Annotated in this window: 15 protein-coding genes and 1 pseudogene; 5 read left to right on the forward strand and 11 right to left on the reverse strand. The window is 59.9% G+C overall.

Annotation, left to right across the window (positions count from 1 at the left end):
• Positions 1-132: 132 nt before the first annotated feature.
• On the forward strand, positions 133-1,974 hold the full coding sequence (gene ilvD / locus ELQ88_RS33245; protein WP_033060521.1) for a dihydroxy-acid dehydratase: 1,842 nt from the start codon (positions 133-135) through the stop codon (positions 1,972-1,974).
• Between the two features lie 650 nt (positions 1,975-2,624).
• Here the strand turns inward: ilvD and ELQ88_RS33250 are convergent.
• The 4 genes from ELQ88_RS33250 to ELQ88_RS33265 all read right to left on the reverse strand — a co-directional run bounded on the left by ELQ88_RS33250 (position 2,625) and on the right by ELQ88_RS33265 (position 6,779).
• The gene (locus tag ELQ88_RS33250) at positions 2,625-3,242 is read right to left on the reverse strand and encodes a hypothetical protein (protein ID WP_128873554.1); all 618 of its coding nucleotides are present in this window, start codon (positions 3,240-3,242) and stop codon (positions 2,625-2,627) included.
• The gene (locus ELQ88_RS33255) at positions 3,239-4,714 is read right to left on the reverse strand and encodes a PAAR domain-containing protein (RefSeq protein ID WP_138969412.1); all 1,476 of its coding nucleotides are present in this window, start codon (positions 4,712-4,714) and stop codon (positions 3,239-3,241) included. The genes ELQ88_RS33250 and ELQ88_RS33255 overlap by 4 nt, the downstream gene beginning before the upstream one ends.
• Before the next feature lie 181 nt (positions 4,715-4,895).
• Complete coding sequence (locus ELQ88_RS33260; protein ID WP_128873556.1) at positions 4,896-5,183, reverse strand: DUF6124 family protein; 288 nt, start codon at positions 5,181-5,183, stop codon at positions 4,896-4,898.
• A gap of 540 nt (positions 5,184-5,723) precedes the next feature.
• Positions 5,724-6,779: a haloacid dehalogenase-like hydrolase gene (locus tag ELQ88_RS33265; RefSeq protein WP_128873557.1), complete on the reverse strand. Its 1,056-nt coding sequence runs from the start codon at positions 6,777-6,779 to the stop codon at positions 5,724-5,726.
• Between the two features lie 241 nt (positions 6,780-7,020).
• Between ELQ88_RS33265 and ELQ88_RS33270 the strand changes: the two genes are divergently transcribed.
• Complete coding sequence (locus tag ELQ88_RS33270; protein WP_128873558.1) at positions 7,021-8,412, forward strand: L-cystine transporter; 1,392 nt, start codon at positions 7,021-7,023, stop codon at positions 8,410-8,412.
• 55 nt (positions 8,413-8,467) lie between these two features.
• A pseudogene (locus tag ELQ88_RS34935) lies at positions 8,468-8,638 on the forward strand (DUF3482 domain-containing protein); the annotation flags it as partial.
• Positions 8,639-8,644: 6 nt separating this feature from the next.
• Here ELQ88_RS34935 and ELQ88_RS33280 read toward each other — a convergent pair.
• The gene (locus ELQ88_RS33280; protein WP_138969413.1) at positions 8,645-9,178 is read right to left on the reverse strand and encodes a hypothetical protein; all 534 of its coding nucleotides are present in this window, start codon (positions 9,176-9,178) and stop codon (positions 8,645-8,647) included.
• Between the two features lie 346 nt (positions 9,179-9,524).
• The gene (locus tag ELQ88_RS33285) at positions 9,525-10,037 is read right to left on the reverse strand and encodes a dihydrofolate reductase (RefSeq protein ID WP_138969414.1); all 513 of its coding nucleotides are present in this window, start codon (positions 10,035-10,037) and stop codon (positions 9,525-9,527) included.
• Positions 10,038-10,122: 85 nt separating this feature from the next.
• Between ELQ88_RS33285 and ELQ88_RS33290 the strand changes: the two genes are divergently transcribed.
• Positions 10,123-11,493: a DUF2868 domain-containing protein gene (locus ELQ88_RS33290; RefSeq protein ID WP_138969415.1), complete on the forward strand. Its 1,371-nt coding sequence runs from the start codon at positions 10,123-10,125 to the stop codon at positions 11,491-11,493.
• Positions 11,486-12,862 carry a GTPase/DUF3482 domain-containing protein gene (locus ELQ88_RS33295; protein ID WP_138969416.1) on the forward strand — a complete coding sequence of 459 codons (1,377 nt, stop codon included), beginning with the start codon at positions 11,486-11,488 and terminating at the stop codon, positions 12,860-12,862. The genes ELQ88_RS33290 and ELQ88_RS33295 overlap by 8 nt, the downstream gene beginning before the upstream one ends.
• Before the next feature lie 154 nt (positions 12,863-13,016).
• On the opposite strand, the gene ELQ88_RS33300 is transcribed toward ELQ88_RS33295, so the two are convergent.
• From ELQ88_RS33300 to ELQ88_RS33320, 5 genes are all read right to left on the reverse strand, one after another.
• Positions 13,017-13,577 carry a phosphonate degradation HD-domain oxygenase gene (locus ELQ88_RS33300; protein WP_128873563.1) on the reverse strand — a complete coding sequence of 187 codons (561 nt, stop codon included), beginning with the start codon at positions 13,575-13,577 and terminating at the stop codon, positions 13,017-13,019.
• 138 nt (positions 13,578-13,715) lie between these two features.
• Positions 13,716-14,741: a putative 2-aminoethylphosphonate ABC transporter substrate-binding protein gene (locus tag ELQ88_RS33305; protein ID WP_128873564.1), complete on the reverse strand. Its 1,026-nt coding sequence runs from the start codon at positions 14,739-14,741 to the stop codon at positions 13,716-13,718.
• A 32-nt stretch (positions 14,742-14,773) separates the two neighbouring features.
• Positions 14,774-16,498 (reverse strand): putative 2-aminoethylphosphonate ABC transporter permease subunit, encoded by a 1,725-nt coding sequence (locus ELQ88_RS33310; protein ID WP_128873565.1) that lies wholly within the window; start codon positions 16,496-16,498, stop codon positions 14,774-14,776.
• Positions 16,498-17,574, reverse strand: a complete 1,077-nt coding sequence (locus ELQ88_RS33315) for a putative 2-aminoethylphosphonate ABC transporter ATP-binding protein (protein WP_138969417.1) — start codon at positions 17,572-17,574, stop codon at positions 16,498-16,500. The genes ELQ88_RS33310 and ELQ88_RS33315 overlap by 1 nt, the downstream gene beginning before the upstream one ends.
• Positions 17,575-17,803: 229 nt before the next feature.
• Positions 17,804-18,667, reverse strand: a complete 864-nt coding sequence (locus ELQ88_RS33320; protein ID WP_138969418.1) for a LysR family transcriptional regulator — start codon at positions 18,665-18,667, stop codon at positions 17,804-17,806.
• Position 18,668 lies beyond the last annotated feature (1 nt).

Below are 18,668 nucleotides of genomic sequence, written 5' to 3' on the forward strand. Positions count from 1 at the left end.
CTCAAGCTGAAGCGCGCGGCGATCCCGCAAAGTTATCGGCAACTTCCGGACACACGGCCATTTCTGAGTGTTCCAGACGTCAATAGAAGCTCACTTCCCTTTTGATACCTGATTAGCCGCCCGGAGTGCTTCATGCCTGATTACCGCTCGAAAACATCCACCCACGGCCGTAACATGGCCGGTGCCCGCGCATTGTGGCGCGCCACGGGGATGAAAGATGACGACTTCAAAAAGCCGATCATCGCCATTTCCAACTCCTTCACCCAGTTCGTCCCGGGCCATGTGCACCTCAAGGACCTGGGCCAGCTGGTCGCCCGCGAGATCGAACGCGCTGGCGGTGTGGCAAAAGAATTCAACACCATCGCCGTGGATGACGGCATCGCCATGGGTCACGACGGCATGCTGTATTCGCTGCCGAGCCGCGAGATCATCGCCGACTCCGTCGAATACATGGTCAACGCCCACTGCGCCGATGCGATCGTCTGCATCTCCAACTGCGACAAGATCACCCCTGGCATGCTGATGGCTGCGTTGCGCCTGAACATCCCGGTGATCTTCGTCTCCGGCGGCCCGATGGAAGCCGGCAAGACCAAACTGGCCAGCCACGGTCTCGACCTGGTCGACGCCATGGTGATCGCCGCCGACTCCAGCGCTTCTGACGAGAAAGTCGCTGAGTACGAGCGCAGCGCCTGTCCGACCTGCGGCTCGTGCTCCGGCATGTTCACCGCCAACTCGATGAACTGCCTGGTTGAAGCCCTGGGCCTGGCATTGCCGGGCAACGGTTCCACCCTGGCCACCCACAGCGACCGCGAACAGTTGTTCCTGCAGGCCGGCCGCACCATCGTCGAGCTGTGCAAGCGTTACTACAACGACAACGACGAGTCGGTATTGCCGCGCAACATCGCCAACTTCAAGGCGTTCGAAAACGCCATGACCCTGGATATCGCCATGGGCGGTTCCACCAACACCATTCTGCACTTGCTGGCCGCGGCCCAGGAAGCCGAGATCGATTTCGACCTGCGCGACATCGACCGCCTCTCCCGTCACGTGCCGCAATTGTGCAAAGTTGCGCCGAACATCCAGAAGTACCACATGGAAGACGTGCACCGTGCCGGCGGGATCTTCAGCATCCTCGGTTCGCTGGCCCGTGGCGGCCTGCTGCACACCGACCTGCCGACCGTGCACAGCAAGACCCTGGCCGAAGGCATCGCCAAGTGGGACATCACCCAGACCGACGACGAAGCGGTGCATCACTTCTTCAAGGCCGGCCCTGCGGGCATCCCGACGCAAACTGCGTTCAGCCAGTCGACCCGTTGGGAAACTTTGGACGACGACCGTGAAAACGGCTGCATCCGCAGTGTCGAACACGCTTACTCGAAAGAAGGCGGCCTGGCCGTTCTCTACGGCAACATCGCGCTCGACGGCTGCGTGGTGAAAACCGCCGGCGTCGACGAGTCGATCCATGTCTTCGAAGGCAACGCGAAGATCTTCGAAAGCCAGGACAGCGCCGTACGCGGCATCCTCGCCGATGAAGTGAAGGCCGGCGACATCGTGATCATCCGTTACGAAGGCCCGAAAGGCGGCCCGGGCATGCAGGAAATGCTGTACCCGACGTCCTACCTGAAATCCAAAGGCCTGGGCAAAGCCTGCGCCCTGCTCACCGATGGCCGTTTCTCCGGCGGCACCTCGGGCCTGTCCATCGGCCATGCTTCGCCGGAAGCGGCTGCTGGCGGCGCGATAGGTCTGGTGCAGGACGGCGACAAGGTTTTGATCGACATTCCGAACCGTTCGATCAACCTGCTGATCAGCGATGAAGAGATGGCTGGGCGTCGTGCCGAGCAGGATCAGAAGGGCTGGAAGCCGGTGGAGAAGCGTCCGCGTAAGGTGACTACCGCATTGAAGGCCTATGCCTTGCTGGCGACCAGTGCCGACAAGGGTGCTGTGCGTAACAAGGCGATGCTTGATGGGCTGTAAGCGTCAGTTATCGCAATAAAAATGCCCCGCCAAGTGCGGGGTATTTTTTTGGGCGCAATTATTATTCAACTACCTCCGCCGTTAATTCTTCTAACTTACCAACGTAAAGCAAACTCCAGAGGGCAAATTCAGGGCTAAGCGTCATCACTTGTCGGAGCTGGAAATAAACGCAGCCTGCCCGAGATATAGAAATGCCAATAATGTCGGTCCCAGAATTGCCGCATCAAACCAAACCTTGTCGCTGGGGTGCTATAACGAAGTAAACAATACAGGGGACATAACTATCAACCCCATTATTAACATTACCGAAACAATACGCCTGCGACGTAACCCGGTAGCTCTGGGCGTATTTAGCGCCGCCAAACCGAGACCAGCGGTCCCTGACCATATGAATGTACTCATTATTATGCCAAAGGCTTCCCCAGACATCATAAGGAACGAGGTTAGCAGAGCCAATCCAAAGGCAGGGAGGGCACCTCCAACTATGTAAATAGTTGCCCAAAGAATGCGTATCACCATCTACTTCTGCTCCATAAAGACACTTTGCTTAGATGAGTAATCTCTCGGCCAGACGAACGTTTCACGTCTCGGATAAACCGAAAATTTATTTTGGCCGGAATCAATGCTGCGACTATTTATGAGGCGCAGTCTCATGGACTTCCCCATGGAGTGGCAAGTTGTAACGTAATGAGGTAACGCTCTTCTGTGGGACGCTTATCGTCCCTGAAGCGATTAACTCCCAGCATTACCTGATACTTGTCGTCAGCTCGCCAGTAAGCAGTGCCGCCAATGTTCACGTCTCGTAATCTGGCACGCCATTGAGGAGTATCGGCAAACGACGGAAAGTCATTGAGCCGGATTGGCATCCAACCCCCTTGGCGCCATTGGTCCTGCAGATCCAACAGAACCTTGAGCGTGTCGTCGAGCAGGAGAGGCTCGATCTGTGGGGACATACGGAGACTGCTGACTAACCCGTCACTATCGAAACTAACCGTGAAAAAGCGAGCTAACGGAGTCACAAACCCGTATTGCGGCTCCAGGAAACGAAGACGAGAATCCGACTTTGGTAATCTTCCCCAAAAATGGCCGGGAATGGCCGGATCGATCACAGCGCTCGAGCGCTGTCGCATCGCTTCCCAAGGCTCGCCAATCATCAGCGCAATCTCAGGTTCGCCCGAAAGCGCTCGAACCATCGAGAAGATCAACAGAGCTGCGCCGGCGAGTAACAAAATCCCACGTCGCCAACCAACGCGTCGCCGCAAAATCATCGCACGCCTCGACCTGCGGCAATGTCCAGAATCGCCTCTTCGATTAAATGGCGATCAGAACGCCGCAGTAGCTGATCAAACTGCGATGCGGCCTTAAGCACAAACGACATGCGCTGATCAATATCGGCCAAATTGGCGAAATGCTCACTGCTGAAACCCACGGTGCGACCGTCTTCGCTGGGATAGCACTGGCTGGCCAAGGTAAGTTCGACAGCGGCTGCAGCACCAGGTGGAATGCCTGTGACAAAAGCGAACTGATTTCTGCGCAGTAGAGTTACCAGTAGTTCGTCGCTGTACATTACCGGTTGCAGGATGTTTTGCTGTTCGTGCCAAGCCAGATGCACAACACTTTCGGTGATATTACCAACCTCAATGGCTTGGAAAGCTTGCAGGATTTCCTTGTAGTCATAGCCGAACTTCAACTTCTCCTGCTCAATCGGCCACAGGACCGGATACTGATCATGCCCATAAATTTTTTGACGTGATTCCAGGCAAGTCTTAAGCGCCTGCAGCCCACGCTCCTTGTAAAAAGCATGCAACGGAAATACATCCAGAAACAGCGTGGTATTGCCCAGCGCCAGCATGTCGTGAACAAACAGGAGTTGCTTCTGCACGAGCGACAACGGTTCGTTCGGGCTCCGCACGTCGAGCCACCACGTCGGGTTGTTGCGGCGGGCTTGCTCGTAATCCCGTTCAGCCTGCTCAAGCTCCCGCGCTCTCGCCTGCTGCTGACTCTTACTGGCCCATCCGAACAAGCCAGCGGGCCGTCTCCTAAGCGCCTCCACCCGGCGTAGTTTCGCTTCCTGTTCCGCATCGATCTTTTCGATCGAATCAGCGGCATGCAACAAACCACATCCCACCTGCTTGGAGGCGAACGCCGCGAGGCCCGCCCATTGGAAACGCTGATCCTCAACCCACATATTGGCGTACGCCGCATTGATCGCGCGATTACGCGCCTTTGGGTCGGCAATCAGAATGCCACCTGGCGCCACGACGGCCTCGGCTCTTTGCTGGTAGCTACGCCACAGGTTCTGGCAGATGACCCCCGGCAACTCGCTGAAAGACGGTGTTGCGGGGCTCTTGGCAGGTGCAAATCCGGTGGGGGGCGATTTGACTGTCGGTTGTCGCGCTTGGGCCGGCGACGCGAGTTGAGCGCCGGCTCGGGCAGTCGGCGCAGCGTTGCCTACGTCGATCTGTTGGCTCCTCATGGTCTGATTGGCAATCAACTTGGGCGGTGGATCGCACTTGCACTTGCAGAGGTCGCCATCCAGGGCGGGCTTGAGTCCATCCCACTCCTCCGACAGGCGTGGGCCGACGCACATGATTGTCCCCGTGCTGTCGCATTCCGGGCATTTGACTTCATCGCCTTCGCGGGCAATGGCCTGGCCATTGATGCTGCCACGACGCCAACCGCTGACGACCGTGCCGCCGACGGTGGTTTTGGCCCCGACGGTGATGTTGTAGCGCTTCATGCGAAATGTGTCCTTGTCAGATCGAAAGGACGCAAGTTAGAAGAGGCGAAGTGGAGGAAGAATCAGATGCTTCTTTGATTGATGTAGGGCATTTCTGAAAATGAGGCTGGATGGTCGTCGGTATGCTGGCGATAAAGCGAGGGAATGCCCCGCCAAGTGCGGGGCATTTTTTTTGCCCGGGTTATTCCTGCGGGTCGAGGTTATCCAGCGCCTGATTCACCGCCAGCTCGCCCAACATGATGACCTGGGCAATCCCCAGCATCGTGCTGCGTTGAGAGCCTTCCAGCAGGCCGGCGAAATCGCTGGCCATGACATTGGCCGAGGCGAGGGATTCGCAGGCGTGCGCCAACAGGGTTTCGGTGTCGAGGCCCGGTGCGATGACGAATGTTCGGCTGGGTTTGCGCGGGGTGGCGTTGATGTGGGCTGACAGGTTTTCGGTGTCCGGCGGATCAGGGGTAATTTTCAGCATCGATGATTCTCCTGGAAGTAAGGAGCTATCACCTTCGCTACCAAACGAAAGGTGGCAGCCATACGCAGGTTGGTAGACCGGTCCAGGGAGCCGGCGCGCTCGAAAGCGCCCTACGCATGACCACCATAAAAGCAGGAACGAAAAAAACCTGCCAAGGTGCAGTCATGCGCCTGGAAGAACCGGGCTACCAAACCCGATCGCTGATGGGCAGCGACGCTGAGAAGATAAAACCCGCCAAACAGGCGCACAAGTCGGCGAATTCTGAAGTAGTCGTAGTCCCTTACGCAAGAACGTGCAGGTTGCGACTGTAGGAAGAAGTTGATCAAGCAGAGGCTTTCATTGCACCGACTGGCCCTTTCGCGAGCAAGCCCGCTCCCACAATGGGTCTTCAGTGCACATGCTATGTGTGAATAACCGGGATCAACTGTAGGAGCGAGCTTGCTCGCGATGAACGCAACGACGCCGCGTTAAATCAGACAGTACGCGTTATCGTTAACGACCATCGCGAGCAAGCTCGCTCCTACAGTGAAATCTAAACCCTTACTGGATCTCTTGCGGCGTCACGATCACCCAGTTCTTGTCCGCCGTCACCGGCAACCCTTCCTTGGCCTGGGCCGCGGCGTTCTTGGCCATCATGCCTTGGATCTGGGTCATGTACTTGTCCTTGCGGTTGACCCACAAGTGGATGCCACCCTTGGCCACGTCGACGCCGTGGAACAGCATGTAGCCGTCGCTGGTTGGGGTATCGCCGCCGACCAGGACCGGTTTTTTCCACTCGTCGATGTAGGTCAGGATCGCTGCGTGCTTGCCGGCCATCCAGGTTGCCGGGGTCCACAGGTACGGGGTCAGTTCCAGGCCGAGGTTGGCTTGCTCGTCATACTTGCCGGCAGTGATCTGCTTGCGCGCCGTGGTCAATTCACCGGTCTTGGGGTCCTTGAGCAGCATCGACACGCCGATCACGTTTTGCGGTTTGACGTTGTAGCCGTACTTCGGATCGGCCGCGACCATGCGCACCAGCTCTTCGGAGGCGGCGGTCATCACGTAGACCTCGATGCCGTTCTCCATCAGTTTGCTGTAGAGCTCTTGCTGGCCGGTGAAAATCTTCGGCGGGTTGACGTCGAGTTTCTTGACCACGTCGCCTTCGTAATAGGTCGCTGGCACCGGTTTGCCGGAGGCCATCAATTCATCGACGTAGCCCTTGAGTTCCTGGAGCGTGAAGCCGGAGAACACTTGGGCGACCCATGGGTAGCAGACCATGTCGTCAAGTTCGCAGAGGCGATAGTAGTAGCTGAACAGACTTTCCTTGTGCTCGGCGGTGTCCTTGAACGGAATCAGTTTCAGAGAGGGATCGAGTTTGTCGCGGGTGATCAGGCCCTTGTTTTCCATGAACGGCAGCAACGACTCTTCAAGGTCGTAGCGGTAACTGGTGTTGTCCATGTCGAACACCGCGTAGTTACCCTTGTTGGCGTTGGCGGCGATCATCGCGTCCAGCGCCTTGGCCTGATCAGCTGGCCAGTGTTTCAGATCCGTGGCGAGTACCTGGCCGGCAAGGCCCAGGCAAAGTGCTGCAACCAGAAATTTCGGTGCAAATCTCATCGTCAAATCTCCCTGATTCAAAGAGATCGACGCTAACAAATAAGTGTGACGTTCCTCGCCTGTCAGCGACCGCCAACGTGCCTATCGCGCCAGCTGCATCCCCAAGAGCGACATGCGCTTATTCCCAAAACGACAGTTAACAGACATTTTTGATATTAATTCATTGGAAATCAAGCTGTTAGGCTTGCCGGTTCGCAGCTGCCCCGGAAGGTGGCTGGCACAAGTCTTTATCGGAGTTCTCATGAATCTGCCGCTGATCCTCAATCTGCTGGTGTTCCTCGTATTACTTTTTGGCTTGGCACAAACCCGCCACACCACTTGGAGCCTGGCGAAAAAAGTCCTGTTGGCGCTGACGCTGGGTGTGGGTTTCGGTGTCGCTCTGCACGCGATTTACGGTGCCGGCAACCCTGTGCTGAAGGCCTCGATCAGCTGGTTCGATCTGGTGGGCAACGGTTATGTGCAGTTGCTGCAAATGATCGTGATCCCGCTGGTGTTCGCCTCGATCCTCAGTGCCGTGGCCCGTCTGCACAACGCATCGTCCCTGGGCAAGATCAGTTTCCTGACCATCGGCACGCTGTTGTTCACCACGGCCATCGCCGCGCTGATCGGTATCGGCCTGACCAACCTCTTTGGCCTGACCGCCGAAGGCCTGGTGGCCGGCACTCAGGAAATGGCCCGGCTGCAAACGATCCAGAGCGACTATGCGGGCAAGGTCGCGGACCTGAATGTGCCGCAGCTGTTGCTGTCGTTCATCCCGCAGAACCCGTTCGCCGACCTGGCGCGGGCCAAGCCGACGTCGATCATCAGCGTGGTGATCTTCGCGGCGTTCCTTGGGGTCGCGGCGCTGCAACTGCTGAAGGATGATGTTGAGAAAGGTCAGAAAGTGATCAACGCTATCGACACCCTGCAAGCCTGGGTGATGCGCCTGGTGCGCCTGGTGATGAAGTTGACGCCATACGGTGTATTGGCGTTGATGACCAAAGTGGTCGCCGGTTCCAACCTGCAGGACATCATCAAGCTCGGCAGTTTCGTGTTGGTTTCCTACATCGGCCTGGGGCTGATGTTCGTGGTGCATGGTCTGTTGGTCTCGGCGGCCGGGATCAACCCGCTGCGCTTCTTCCGCAAGATCTGGCCGGTGCTGACGTTTGCCTTCACCAGCCGTTCGAGTGCCGCGACCATTCCGCTGAGCATCGAAGCGCAGACCAGCCGCCTGGGTATTCCACAGTCCATCGCCAGTTTTGCCGCCTCGTTTGGTGCGACCATTGGCCAGAATGGCTGTGCCGGTCTGTACCCGGCGATGTTGGCGGTGATGGTGGCGCCGACCGTGGGCATCAACCCGCTGGACCCGCTGTGGATCGCGACATTGGTGGCGATTGTGACGCTGAGCTCGGCCGGGGTGGCCGGGGTCGGTGGTGGTGCGACGTTTGCCGCGTTGATCGTGTTGCCGGCGATGGGGTTGCCAGTGTCACTGGTGGCGCTGCTGATTTCGGTCGAGCCGCTGATTGATATGGGGCGTACAGCGCTGAATGTCAGTGGTTCGATTGCGGCGGGGGCGATTACCAGTCAGGTGATGCAGCAGACGGATAAAGCGTTGCTGGGTGCGGATGAGCATTCGGCGTTGGCTCACGCCTGAGTGTTTTGTTGCTTGAGCGGGCCTCATCGCATTGCTTTCAGGCCCTCTCAAACCTCAGGTGGCCACGCCCCAGGACAAAACCTGGCGCGACGGCAAACTGCCCGAGGCACTGAACAAGGCTCATGCGCATCCGCAGGGTCGTCGCTTAACCCGCATCCAAAAAATGAGACAGGCGGAACGACAGGAGGAAATCAAAGTGTTGGCCGGAAAAGGCGCCGAACTGTAGGTCCCGTTATTTCCACCTGAACATGAGAAACACATTAGCCAGCGATTGAACGATTACACCGTCGATCTGCTCGATAACGCCGTCGTGATTGGCATCGCCGTTGGCGACGCTCTCCAGCACGCCATCGTTGTTCCCATCAAAGACGCTGTGCCAAGACATCAGGCTCGCAGGCTCGACACCACCCTCGGCATGGTGCAAGTGCAATTTCACGACGTTGGGTGTGCCGTCGGAGTGGACGTCTTCGGCGAAAACCTTCATGTAGCGATCCCTGATTTCTCCGTCGTTGAACCAATTCATCTTGAGATAAGAATTGGCGAAAATTTCCAGCAACCGTTGGTCTATCGAGTTTTCCTTCCCGTTGTGATTTACATCGCCCCTCTTGTAGTCGACTTTGCCGTCGGCGTCGAAATCAACGGCGACGGCCTCGTTGACCACGACACTTTTCATGGTCGGGCCAGGCGCCTGATAAAACTCAAGCATAACCAAATCCGCCCGGCCATCTCCATTACGATCCTGTGCAATCACTTTCAAATAACGCATCCGTGCGCTTCCTTGGGAAAAGCCCAGACTGACCCGTTATCCCAAAGCAATCCATACGCTGTTTCCCTGCGATCTGTCAGACAACTCGGCGCGCCACGTCAGACTTGACCCGATGGACCGGTATTGAACGTCAGCGGGTCGATTGCGGCGGGGGCGATTACCAGTCAGGTCATGCAGCAGACGGATAGAGAGTAGCTGGGTGCGGATGAGCATTCGGAGCGGGCGCACACTTGATCGGCCCTGATAGACCGCTTTCGCTGGCAAGCCAGCTCCTACAGGGGTTGTGTCGTTCGCAAAATCCGCGATCAATACACATTCTGCAGGAGCTGGCTTGCCGGCGAAGCTTTTAAGCTTTTTCCCACACTTCAAAGTTGTAGGCTGGCTTATCCCCTTCCGCCGGATTCGGCACATTCGACACCAGCTTCCACCGCCCCGAATCAACCTCCGGAAACCACGCATCCCCTTCCGGGCTCAGCGCCACACGGGTCAGGTACAACCGATCGGCCTGCGCCAGCCCCTGCGCATACAACTGCGCCCCACCAATCAACATCACCTCATCGACGCCCTGCTCGTTCGCCCATGCTTGCGCGCGAACAATAGCGGCCTCCAGCGACGGATACACCTCGGCGCCTTCCAGCATCAGGTCTGCCTGGCGGCTGACCACGATGTTCAACCGGCCCGGCAGCGGGCGACCGAGGGAGTCCCAGGTCTTGCGCCCCATGATGATCGGCTTGCCGAGGGTGGTGGCCTTGAAGTATTTGAAGTCCCCCGGCAAGTGCCAGGGCATGCTGTTGTCGACGCCGATCACGCGGTTTTCACCGAGGGCTGCAATCAGGCTGAGGGGGAGTGATTTAGTCATGCCGGCGAGGATACCAGAGCCTCCCGTACCCCGATAAGCGTCACAGCGGTTATGCTCACGACTCAATTGAGCGACGGGATGCCGCGTGACTGAACTGAATAACCTCTGGCTGACGGAAACCATTCGCCTGCGCGAAGAACACGCCGGCCCCCTGGATGATCTGGAAGCCAATCGACTGGCCCGTACCGCGGGCGGTGACCTGCCGGCCCGGATTCAACGCCGGGCCCTGTGGCTGGCCGAGCGTGACGGCCTGACCCATGCCCTCCACCACTGGCGGCAAGGTGCGCGACTGGCGCTGCTTGTCATGGCGGTGCTGGCCGTGATCAGCGGCGCCGGCCTGGCATTTGCGGCGCTGGGCGACGGGCAGACTCCGGTGAATGTGTTCTGGGCCCTGGGCAGCCTGCTCGGGCTGAACCTGATTCTATTGCTGAGCTGGGCGCTGGGCCTGGTGTTTGCCGGTGAACACGGCGCAACGCTGGGACGCGTGTGGCTGTGGCTGAGCGAAAAACTCGCTCGTGATGCCAAGGCTGCGCAACTGGCGCCGGCCCTGCTGTTGCTACTGCAACGACAAAAACTCAATCGCTGGGCGCTCGGTGTGCTCGTCAACGGCTTGTGGTTACTGGCGATGCTCAGTGCCTTGGTGATTCTGTTGATGCTGATGGCGACCCGGCGTTACGGCTTCGTCTGGGAAACCACCATCCTCGGTGGCGACACCTTCGTCGCCATGACCCAGGCCCTGGGTGCACTGCCGGCCCTGCTCGGTTTCAGCGTGCCCACCGTGGAGATGATCCGCGCCAGTGGCGATGCCGCGCTGAATATCGACAGCGCCCGCCAGGCCTGGGCGGCGTGGCTGGTGGGGGTGCTGCTGGTCTACGGGGTATTGCCGCGTTTGCTGCTGGCGCTGTTCTGCCGCTGGCGCTGGACAACCGGCCAGGCAACCTTGCAGCTGGATTTGAACCTGCCCGGTTACGCCCAACTGCGCGAACGACTGATGCCCACCAGCGAACGCCTGGGCATCAGCGATGCCGCCCCGGAACAGCTGCATCAGATTGAAAACGGCGTCAGTGACCTGCCAAGCGATGGCGCGCTGCTGGTGGCGATCGAGCTGGACGATCAACGCCAGTGGCCGCCACAACTGCCGAAAACCGTGAGCAATGCCGGCATCCTCGACAGCCGCGAATCCCGCCACAAACTGCTCGAACAGCTGAGTCGATTTCCTCCTGCTCGCCTGGCTATCGCTTGCGATCCGCGCCGCTCGCCGGATCGCGGCAGCCTTGCGCTGATCGCCGAACTGGCTCGCGGCGCCAGCGCCACCCGTGTCTGGCTGCTGCCAGCGCCGCCCGGCGAAGCGCTGGACGCCGAGCGCCTCGGTGACTGGCACGTGGCGTTGCAACAGCTGGAACTGCCGTTCGCCGACAGTGCGCCGATGAACTGGCTGGAGACCGGTCATGACTAAGCCCTGGAAACCGCCGTTGAAGCTCGCCGTGGTCGGCCACACCAACGTCGGCAAAACGTCGCTGCTCCGCACCCTGACCCGGGATGTCGGTTTCGGCGAGGTCTCCCATCGACCCAGTACCACGCGACACGTCGAAGGCGCGCGGTTGTCGGTGGATGGCGAGCCCTTGCTCGACCTGTTCGACACCCCCGGCCTGGAAGACGCCATCGCCCTGCTCGACTACCTCGAACGCCTGGAGCGTCCCGGGGAACGCCTCGACGGCCCGGCACGCCTGGCACGATTCCTTGAAGGCAGCGAGGCCCGGCAGCGTTTCGAACAGGAAGCCAAGGTGCTGCGGCAACTGCTGACCTGCGACGCCGGCCTCTACGTGATCGACGCCCGCGAGCCGGTGCTGTCCAAGTACCGCGACGAACTGGAAGTGCTGGCCAGTTGCGGCAAACCGTTGCTGCCGGTGCTCAACTTCGTCAGCAGCGCCAACCACCGCGAGCCGGACTGGCGCGAGGCGTTGGCGCGCCTGGGTTTGCACGCACTGGTGCGTTTCGACAGCGTGGCCCCGCCGGAGGATGGCGAACGCCGACTCTATGAAAGCCTCGCGCTGCTGCTGGAAAACGCTCGCGGGCAACTGGAACGCCTGATCGCCGATCAGCAAGCACAACGCCTGGCGCGTGAGCAGAGCGCCGCGCAATTGATTGCCGATTTATTGATCGATTGCGCCGCCTGCCGACGTAGCGTGATCAGCAACGCCGAGCAGGAACAGCGAGCCATCGACGAGCTGCGCAAAGCCGTTCGACAGCGGGAACAGCGTTGCGTCGAAGCCCTGCTCAAGCTCTACGCCTTTCGCCCGCAGGACGCGTCGGCCACTGATCTGCCGCTGCTCGATGGCCGTTGGGGTGATGATCTGTTCAACCCGGAAACCCTCAAGCAACTGGGCGTGCGGGTCGGTGGCGGTATCGCGGCCGGCGCGGCGGCAGGGGCCGGGGTCGACTTGCTGGTCGGCGGATTGACCCTCGGTGCTGCAGCGCTGGCGGGCGCCATTGCCGGCGGCGCCCTGCAAACTGCGCGCAGCTATGGCAGCCGGTTAATGGGCAAGATCAAAGGCCAACGGGAACTGACCGTCGATGACAGCGTGCTGCGATTATTGGCGTTGCGTCAGCGCCAGCTGCTGCAGGCGTTGAACGCGCGTGGGCATGCGGCGATGGACAGCATTCAGGTCGCTACCCCACAGGATAAGACCTGGCGCGAAGGCAAACTGCCCGAAGCCCTGAACAAGGCCCGGGCGCATCCGCAATGGTCGTCGCTTAATCCTCATCCGAAGCTGAATCAGGCGGAAAGACAGGAGCAGGTTGAGGTGTTGGCGCGGCAGTTGTAAGGGCCTGAGCTATTTTCTGCGTTGTCGAAACTGGCCCCTTCGCGAGCAAGCCCGCTCCCACATTTGATCTCGGGTGTTCACAAATGCTGTGTTCACCGCAGAACAAATGTGGGAGCGGGCTTGCTCGCGAAGGCCGCACCTCGGTCCCGCTGCCCTACTCGGCCAATAGCCGCAACGCCTTCTCCTTCAATACATCCAGATCTATAACCGGCACCAACATCTCCTTCGCCTGCTCATCCCACTGACGCATCCGCAGACTGACCTCGCACAACGGATCCTGCTCGAAGGCTAAAGCCTCGGCCGCAGTCATCACCCCACCCTGATATTCCAGGGTCCGGCGACTGGCTTCGCTCAAGCGCTCGTAGTACCCGGGCTCTTTGAGCGTCAGATAACGCTTGGCCTGGACGTGGTATTCCACCAGCCGCGCCATGCGTTCGCTGAAGCCTGCGCGGCGCAGGTAGTCCGCACCGAGGCGTTCATGGCTGACTACGCCGAAACCACCCATATTTTCGGCATTCTCGGCGGGACAGATATGGCCAATATCATGAAAGAACGCCGCCAGTACCACTTCGTCATCAAAGCCTTCGGCCATGGCCCGTTCGGCCGCCTGGGACATGTGCTCGATCTGCGACACCGGTTCGCCGATGTAGTCATCGGCGCCGAAACGCTCGTACAGCTCGAACACCTTGGCAACCACTTGTTCGTTGCGGCGCATCAGATGTCTCCCTATGACGTAAATGTCGTTTTGAACTATAGACCGCCATCGCGAGCAAGCTCGCTCCCACAGTTGGAATGCGCTCCCCCTGTAGGAGCTGGCTTGCCAGCGAAGAGGCCCTGTCAGCCAATAAAGACTTTATTTGGCAGCCACTTTCTCCGACTTGCCGTCATACCGCTTGCGCCACTCAGCCAGGATTTCATCGCGATTCTTCGACGCCCAGGCAAAGTCGTTCTTGATCAAACGTTGCTCATAATCCGCCGGCAATTCAGTCTGCGGCTTGGCAATACCCGGCTGGGCGAGGACCGCGAAGTTTTCTTTATAAAGCTCCATCGCCGCCGGACTGGCAGAGAAGTCCGCCAGCTTTTTCGCCGCCTCTTCATGCGGCGTACCCTTAATCACTGCAGTGGCTTCGATCTCCCAGCCCAGGCCCTCTTTCGGCAGGATAATGTCCAGCGGCGCGCCCTGGCGCTTCAGCTGAACGGCCGGATATTCGAACGAAATACCGATCGGGAATTCACCCGAAGCCGCCAGTTTGCAAGGTTTGGAGCCGGAATGAACGTACTGGCCGATGTTCTGGTGCAGGTCGTCCATGTACTGCCAGCCCTGCTTCTCGCCGAAGGTCTGCAACCAGGCACTGACGTCGAGAAAACCGGTGCCGGACGACGCCGGATTGGGCATGACGATCTTGCCTTTGTACTCAGGCTTGGTCAGGTCCTGCCAGCTCACCGGTTTGCTCAGACCCTGCTTTTCAGCTTCGATAGTGTTGAAGCAAATGGTGGCCGCCCACACGTCCATGCCGACCCAGGCCGGTGGGTTGGCGGCATCGCGGTAGTTGACGCCAATCTTGCCCAGGTCCTTCGGCGCATAACTTTGCAGCATGCCTTGCTGATCGAGAATCGCCAGGCTCGACGCCGCCAGGCCCCAGACCGCGTCAGCCTGCGGACGGGCTTTTTCGGCCAGCAGTTTGGCGGTGATGATGCCGGTGGAATCGCGCACCCACTTGATCTCGACGTCCGGGTTGGCTTTTTCGAAGGCTTGTTTGTAGGTCTTCAGTTGTTCGGCTTCGAGGGCGGTGTACACCGTCAACTCGGTTGTCGCCGCGAAGGCGTTCAGGCTGAAAGCGGTGAGGACAGCAGCGGCCAGGGCCAAAGGCTTGAACATGATGCAATTCCTGTATGAGTTGAAGGTATGAATCAATGGCCGGGCGCGGTTTGCCGCCAGGCCTGGGAGCGGCGCAGCAAACCGCGCGAAGCCCAGGCCAGCAGCAGGGACACGCCCGCCGAGGTGAACAGAATCAGGGTCGACATGGCCGCCGCGCCGCCGACGTTGCCGGCGTCATCCATGTTCAGCACTGCCACCGCGGCGAGGATGGTGTCGGGGCTGTAGAGGAAGATCGCCGCCGAGACGGTGGTCATGGCCGAGACGAAGAGGTAGCGCACGATGTCCAGCAGCGCCGGCAGGCAAATCGGCACCGTGACGCGCAGGTAGTGCCGATACAGCGGAGCCTTGAGCGACAGCGCGGCGGCTTCGAACTCGGCGTCGAGCTGACGCAACGCGGTGGTGGCGGTCATTTGCGCAGTGGTCAGATAGTGCGCAATGGTGCAGACCACCAGCAGGGTCATGGTCCCGTAGAGCACATGCAACGGGTTGCCGGTGAGGTTGAAAAAGAAGACGTAACCCAGGCCCAGCACCAGGCCTGGCACGGCCATCGGGACAAAACTGAGCATGCGCAGTGCCAGATTCAGCCCGCGCTGGCCCTTGGTTTTTTCCATCAGGTACGCGCCGGTGAAGATCAGCACACTGCCGATCAACGCCGTGCACAATGCCATTTTCACGCTGTTGCCATAGGCCAGCCAGCCACCGCCGGCCGTGTCGTTGAACTGGTAATGGTTAAGCGACAGCGACAGGTTGTACGGCCAGAATTTGACCAGCGACGAGAACACCGCCATGCCGAACACCAACAGCAATACTGCGCAGATCAGGACCACGATGGCCAGGTAGCAACCGTCGCGCAGCTTCGATGGCGCAGGCTTGAACACCTGTGCACGACCACTCATGGAGTCGCCGTGACGTCGACGCAACCACGCATCGACCCCGAAGCTGAACAGCGCCGGCAACAGCAGCACCATGCCAATCAACGCGCCGCGACCGAATTGTTGCTGACCGACCACGGCCTTGTAGGCTTCCAGTGCCAGCACCTGATAGTCCCCGCCCACCACCACGGGCACGCCGAAGTCGGTGATGGTCAGGGTGAACACCAGACAGAACGCTGCGAACACCGCCTGACGCGTCGCCGGCCAGGTGATGCTGCGGAAGGCTTTGGCCGGACTGGCGCCCATGCTGGACGCGGCGTCGAACAGGCGCGCATCCGCCAGGGACAGGGCCGACAGCAAAATCATCAATGCGTGTGGGAAGGTGTAGATCACCTCACCCAGCACAATGCCCCAGAAGCCGTAGATGTTGTCCGACAGCAAACCGCGCAACATGCCCTGGTTGCCGAACAGATAAACCAGCGCAATCCCCGGCAGCATCGACGGCGCCATCAATGGCAACAACGACATGCCACGCCAGATACCTTTGCCCGGAATCAATGTGCGTTGCAAGGCGTAGGCAAACAGGTAAGCCAGGGGTACGACAATCGCCGCGACACTGAGGGAAACCTTCAAGCTATTACCCAGCAACCAGTGGAAATTGGCACTGGTCACCAACTCTCGAGCGGCGACCAGGCCACCGCCCTGCCCGGCTTCCGAGCTGAACCCGCGCCAGAAGATCGCCAGCAACGGCATCAACACCGCGACGCCGAGCAACCCCAGCAAAAGGACTTTGCCGCCGACCACGAATACCCGGTCGCCGATCTCGGCACGGGAGGCCTGCCGAACCTGTTTGTGCGGCATCGGCAGCGCGATGTTCGCGCTCATCAGGCAAACACCTGCAGGCTGCGCGGAGGCAAGGCGACCATGATCTGCTGCGCACCCAGACGCGGCATGGCTTCCGGCGCCAGTTCCGCCAGCAATGCATGACCTGGCAGTTGATCGAGTTCGAAGCTCATGCGGCAACGGTTGCCGAGGAAGGTGATCTCGCGAACCTTGGCCGGGAACAGGTTTTCTTCATGCACCGGCGGGTTGATGTTGATCGCTTCCGGGCGGCAGAACAGACGACCCGAGGCCGCTTTTGCGCTGCCTTCGGCCAAACGCAGGTTCATCCCGCCGACCTGCGCATGGCTGTCGCTGCTGCGGCTGAACGGCAGCCAGTTGCCCTGGCCGACAAACTCCGCGACAAACGGCGTCGCCGGGCGATCGTAGATTTCCTGAGGCGTGGCGTACTGCTCGACCTTGCCGTTGTTCATCACGGCGATGCGGTCGGCCATCAGCATGGCTTCGTCCTGATTGTGGGTAACCATCAGGGTGGTGATGCCAAGGCTGCGCTGCAACTGGCGCAATTCGGTGCACAGATGCTCGCGGACCCGGGCGTCCAGTGCCGACATCGGTTCATCCAGCAACAACAGGGACGGTGCCGGAGCCAAGGCCCGGGCCAGTGCCACCCGTTGCTGCTGGCCGCCGGACAACTGGCCGGGGTATTTTTTCTCACTGCCGATCAGGCCGACCAATTCCAGCATCTGGCCGACACGCTTGCGCACTTCATCGCGACCGCTGCCGGCGAGGCCGTAGGCAATGTTCGCCTCGACGGTGAGATTGGGGAACAACGCGTAGGACTGAAACAGAATGCCGTAGTCCCGGGCCTGAGGCGCCAGGCGGGACACGTCGCGATCGCCGAGGTACAGCTCGCCGCTGTCTTGCTGCTCAAGGCCGGCGATGCAGCGCAGCAAGGTGGTTTTGCCGCAGCCCGACGGACCGAGCAGACACACCAGCTCCCCTGCGGCCACGTCCAGGGACACGTTATCCAGCGCAGTGAAGGCGCCGAAGCGTTTCTGCACGCCGCGCACTTTCATCGGGGCGCCGGGGTTGGTCAGGGCAGTTGCGATCGAGTGGTTCATGGACAGGCCTCATCAAGCAGATGAAGGCCATCCTAGGGATGTAATGCGAACGTCATGTGGCAGTGAGGCAAAAATGGCTGATAGTGGTATTCGGGGATTTGGGTTCAGGGCTCAGGTCATGTGGTGTCTGTTCCGGCGCCTTCGCTGGCAAGCCAGCGCCTACAGGGGGACGCGATAACCTGTAGGAGCGGGCTTGCCAGCGAAGAGGCCAGTGCAGGCACTGAAGATTTCAGACTGGCGCCATTTCCTGCGCCAACCCCAAAAACGCCGCCGGCAACCGCGCCCCTTTCCTTTCCTTGAGGCAATACAAATACTCAGGAATCTGCGGCGCATTCTCGATGGTCAACACCCGCAACTGCGGATCATGGGGCACTTCCTGCCGGGCAATGATGCTGATCCCGATGTTGCGCAACACGGCCTCGCGAATCGACTCACGGCTGCCGATTTCCAGCAGCGGGCCGAAACTCACGCCGGCGCTGGTCAGCAACTCCTCGGTCAATCGCCGGGTGGTCGAGCCCGATTCCCGCATCAACAGGGTATGCCCGGCCAACGCCGTCAGCGGCACATGATCGTGAACCGCCAGCGGATGATGGCGATGCACCGCCAATACCAGCGGGTCGCTACCGAGCACCCGGCGAATCAGCCGCGCATCATCGAGCAACTGCGATGACGCCGCGACATCCACCCGATAATCTTCAAGCGCCTCGAGCACCTGCTGGGAATTGCCGATTTCCACCGAGACTTCCACCTGCGGCAGACGCTCGCGGAACGTTTTCACCAGATCGAGGATGTAATACGGTGCCGTGGCGGCGATGCGCAACGTGCCCTGCACCTGGCCGCTGTTGCGCAGGAAGAATTCGATGTCGGCTTCTTGCTGCAACAGCGCCTTGACCATCGGCAGCAGCCGCGCACCTTCATCGCTGACGCTGAGGCGGCGCCCGCCGCGGTAGAACAGTTCTACCGAGTACTGACTTTCCAGGTGGCGGATCTGGGTCGTCACCGTCGGCTGGCTAAGGCCAAGCTTTTTCGCCGCCAGGGTTATGCTGCCCAGGCGGGCAACCATGTAAAACGCCTTCAGCTCGGCACTCAGCACT

Origin of the sequence: Pseudomonas sp. MPC6, assembly GCF_006094435.1 — a bacterium.
Lineage (GTDB): Bacteria > Pseudomonadota > Gammaproteobacteria > Pseudomonadales > Pseudomonadaceae > Aquipseudomonas.

Coding starts and splice junctions, on each gene's coding strand:
- ELQ88_RS33270 (WP_128873558.1), top strand. CDS start 7,021: ATGAATCTGCCGCTGATCCTCAATCTGCTGGTGTTCCTCGTATTACTT.
- ELQ88_RS33285 (WP_138969414.1), bottom strand. CDS start 10,037: ATGACTAAATCACTCCCCCTCAGCCTGATTGCAGCCCTCGGTGAAAAC.
- ilvD (WP_033060521.1), top strand. CDS start 133: ATGCCTGATTACCGCTCGAAAACATCCACCCACGGCCGTAACATGGCC.
- ELQ88_RS33315 (WP_138969417.1), bottom strand. CDS start 17,574: ATGAACCACTCGATCGCAACTGCCCTGACCAACCCCGGCGCCCCGATG.
- ELQ88_RS33280 (WP_138969413.1), bottom strand. CDS start 9,178: ATGCGTTATTTGAAAGTGATTGCACAGGATCGTAATGGAGATGGCCGG.
- ELQ88_RS33250 (WP_128873554.1), bottom strand. CDS start 3,242: ATGATTTTGCGGCGACGCGTTGGTTGGCGACGTGGGATTTTGTTACTC.
- ELQ88_RS33305 (WP_128873564.1), bottom strand. CDS start 14,741: ATGTTCAAGCCTTTGGCCCTGGCCGCTGCTGTCCTCACCGCTTTCAGC.
- ELQ88_RS33265 (WP_128873557.1), bottom strand. CDS start 6,779: ATGAGATTTGCACCGAAATTTCTGGTTGCAGCACTTTGCCTGGGCCTT.
- ELQ88_RS33255 (WP_138969412.1), bottom strand. CDS start 4,714: ATGAAGCGCTACAACATCACCGTCGGGGCCAAAACCACCGTCGGCGGC.
- ELQ88_RS33310 (WP_128873565.1), bottom strand. CDS start 16,498: ATGAGCGCGAACATCGCGCTGCCGATGCCGCACAAACAGGTTCGGCAG.
- ELQ88_RS33295 (WP_138969416.1), top strand. CDS start 11,486: ATGACTAAGCCCTGGAAACCGCCGTTGAAGCTCGCCGTGGTCGGCCAC.
- ELQ88_RS33260 (WP_128873556.1), bottom strand. CDS start 5,183: ATGCTGAAAATTACCCCTGATCCGCCGGACACCGAAAACCTGTCAGCC.
- ELQ88_RS33300 (WP_128873563.1), bottom strand. CDS start 13,577: ATGCGCCGCAACGAACAAGTGGTTGCCAAGGTGTTCGAGCTGTACGAG.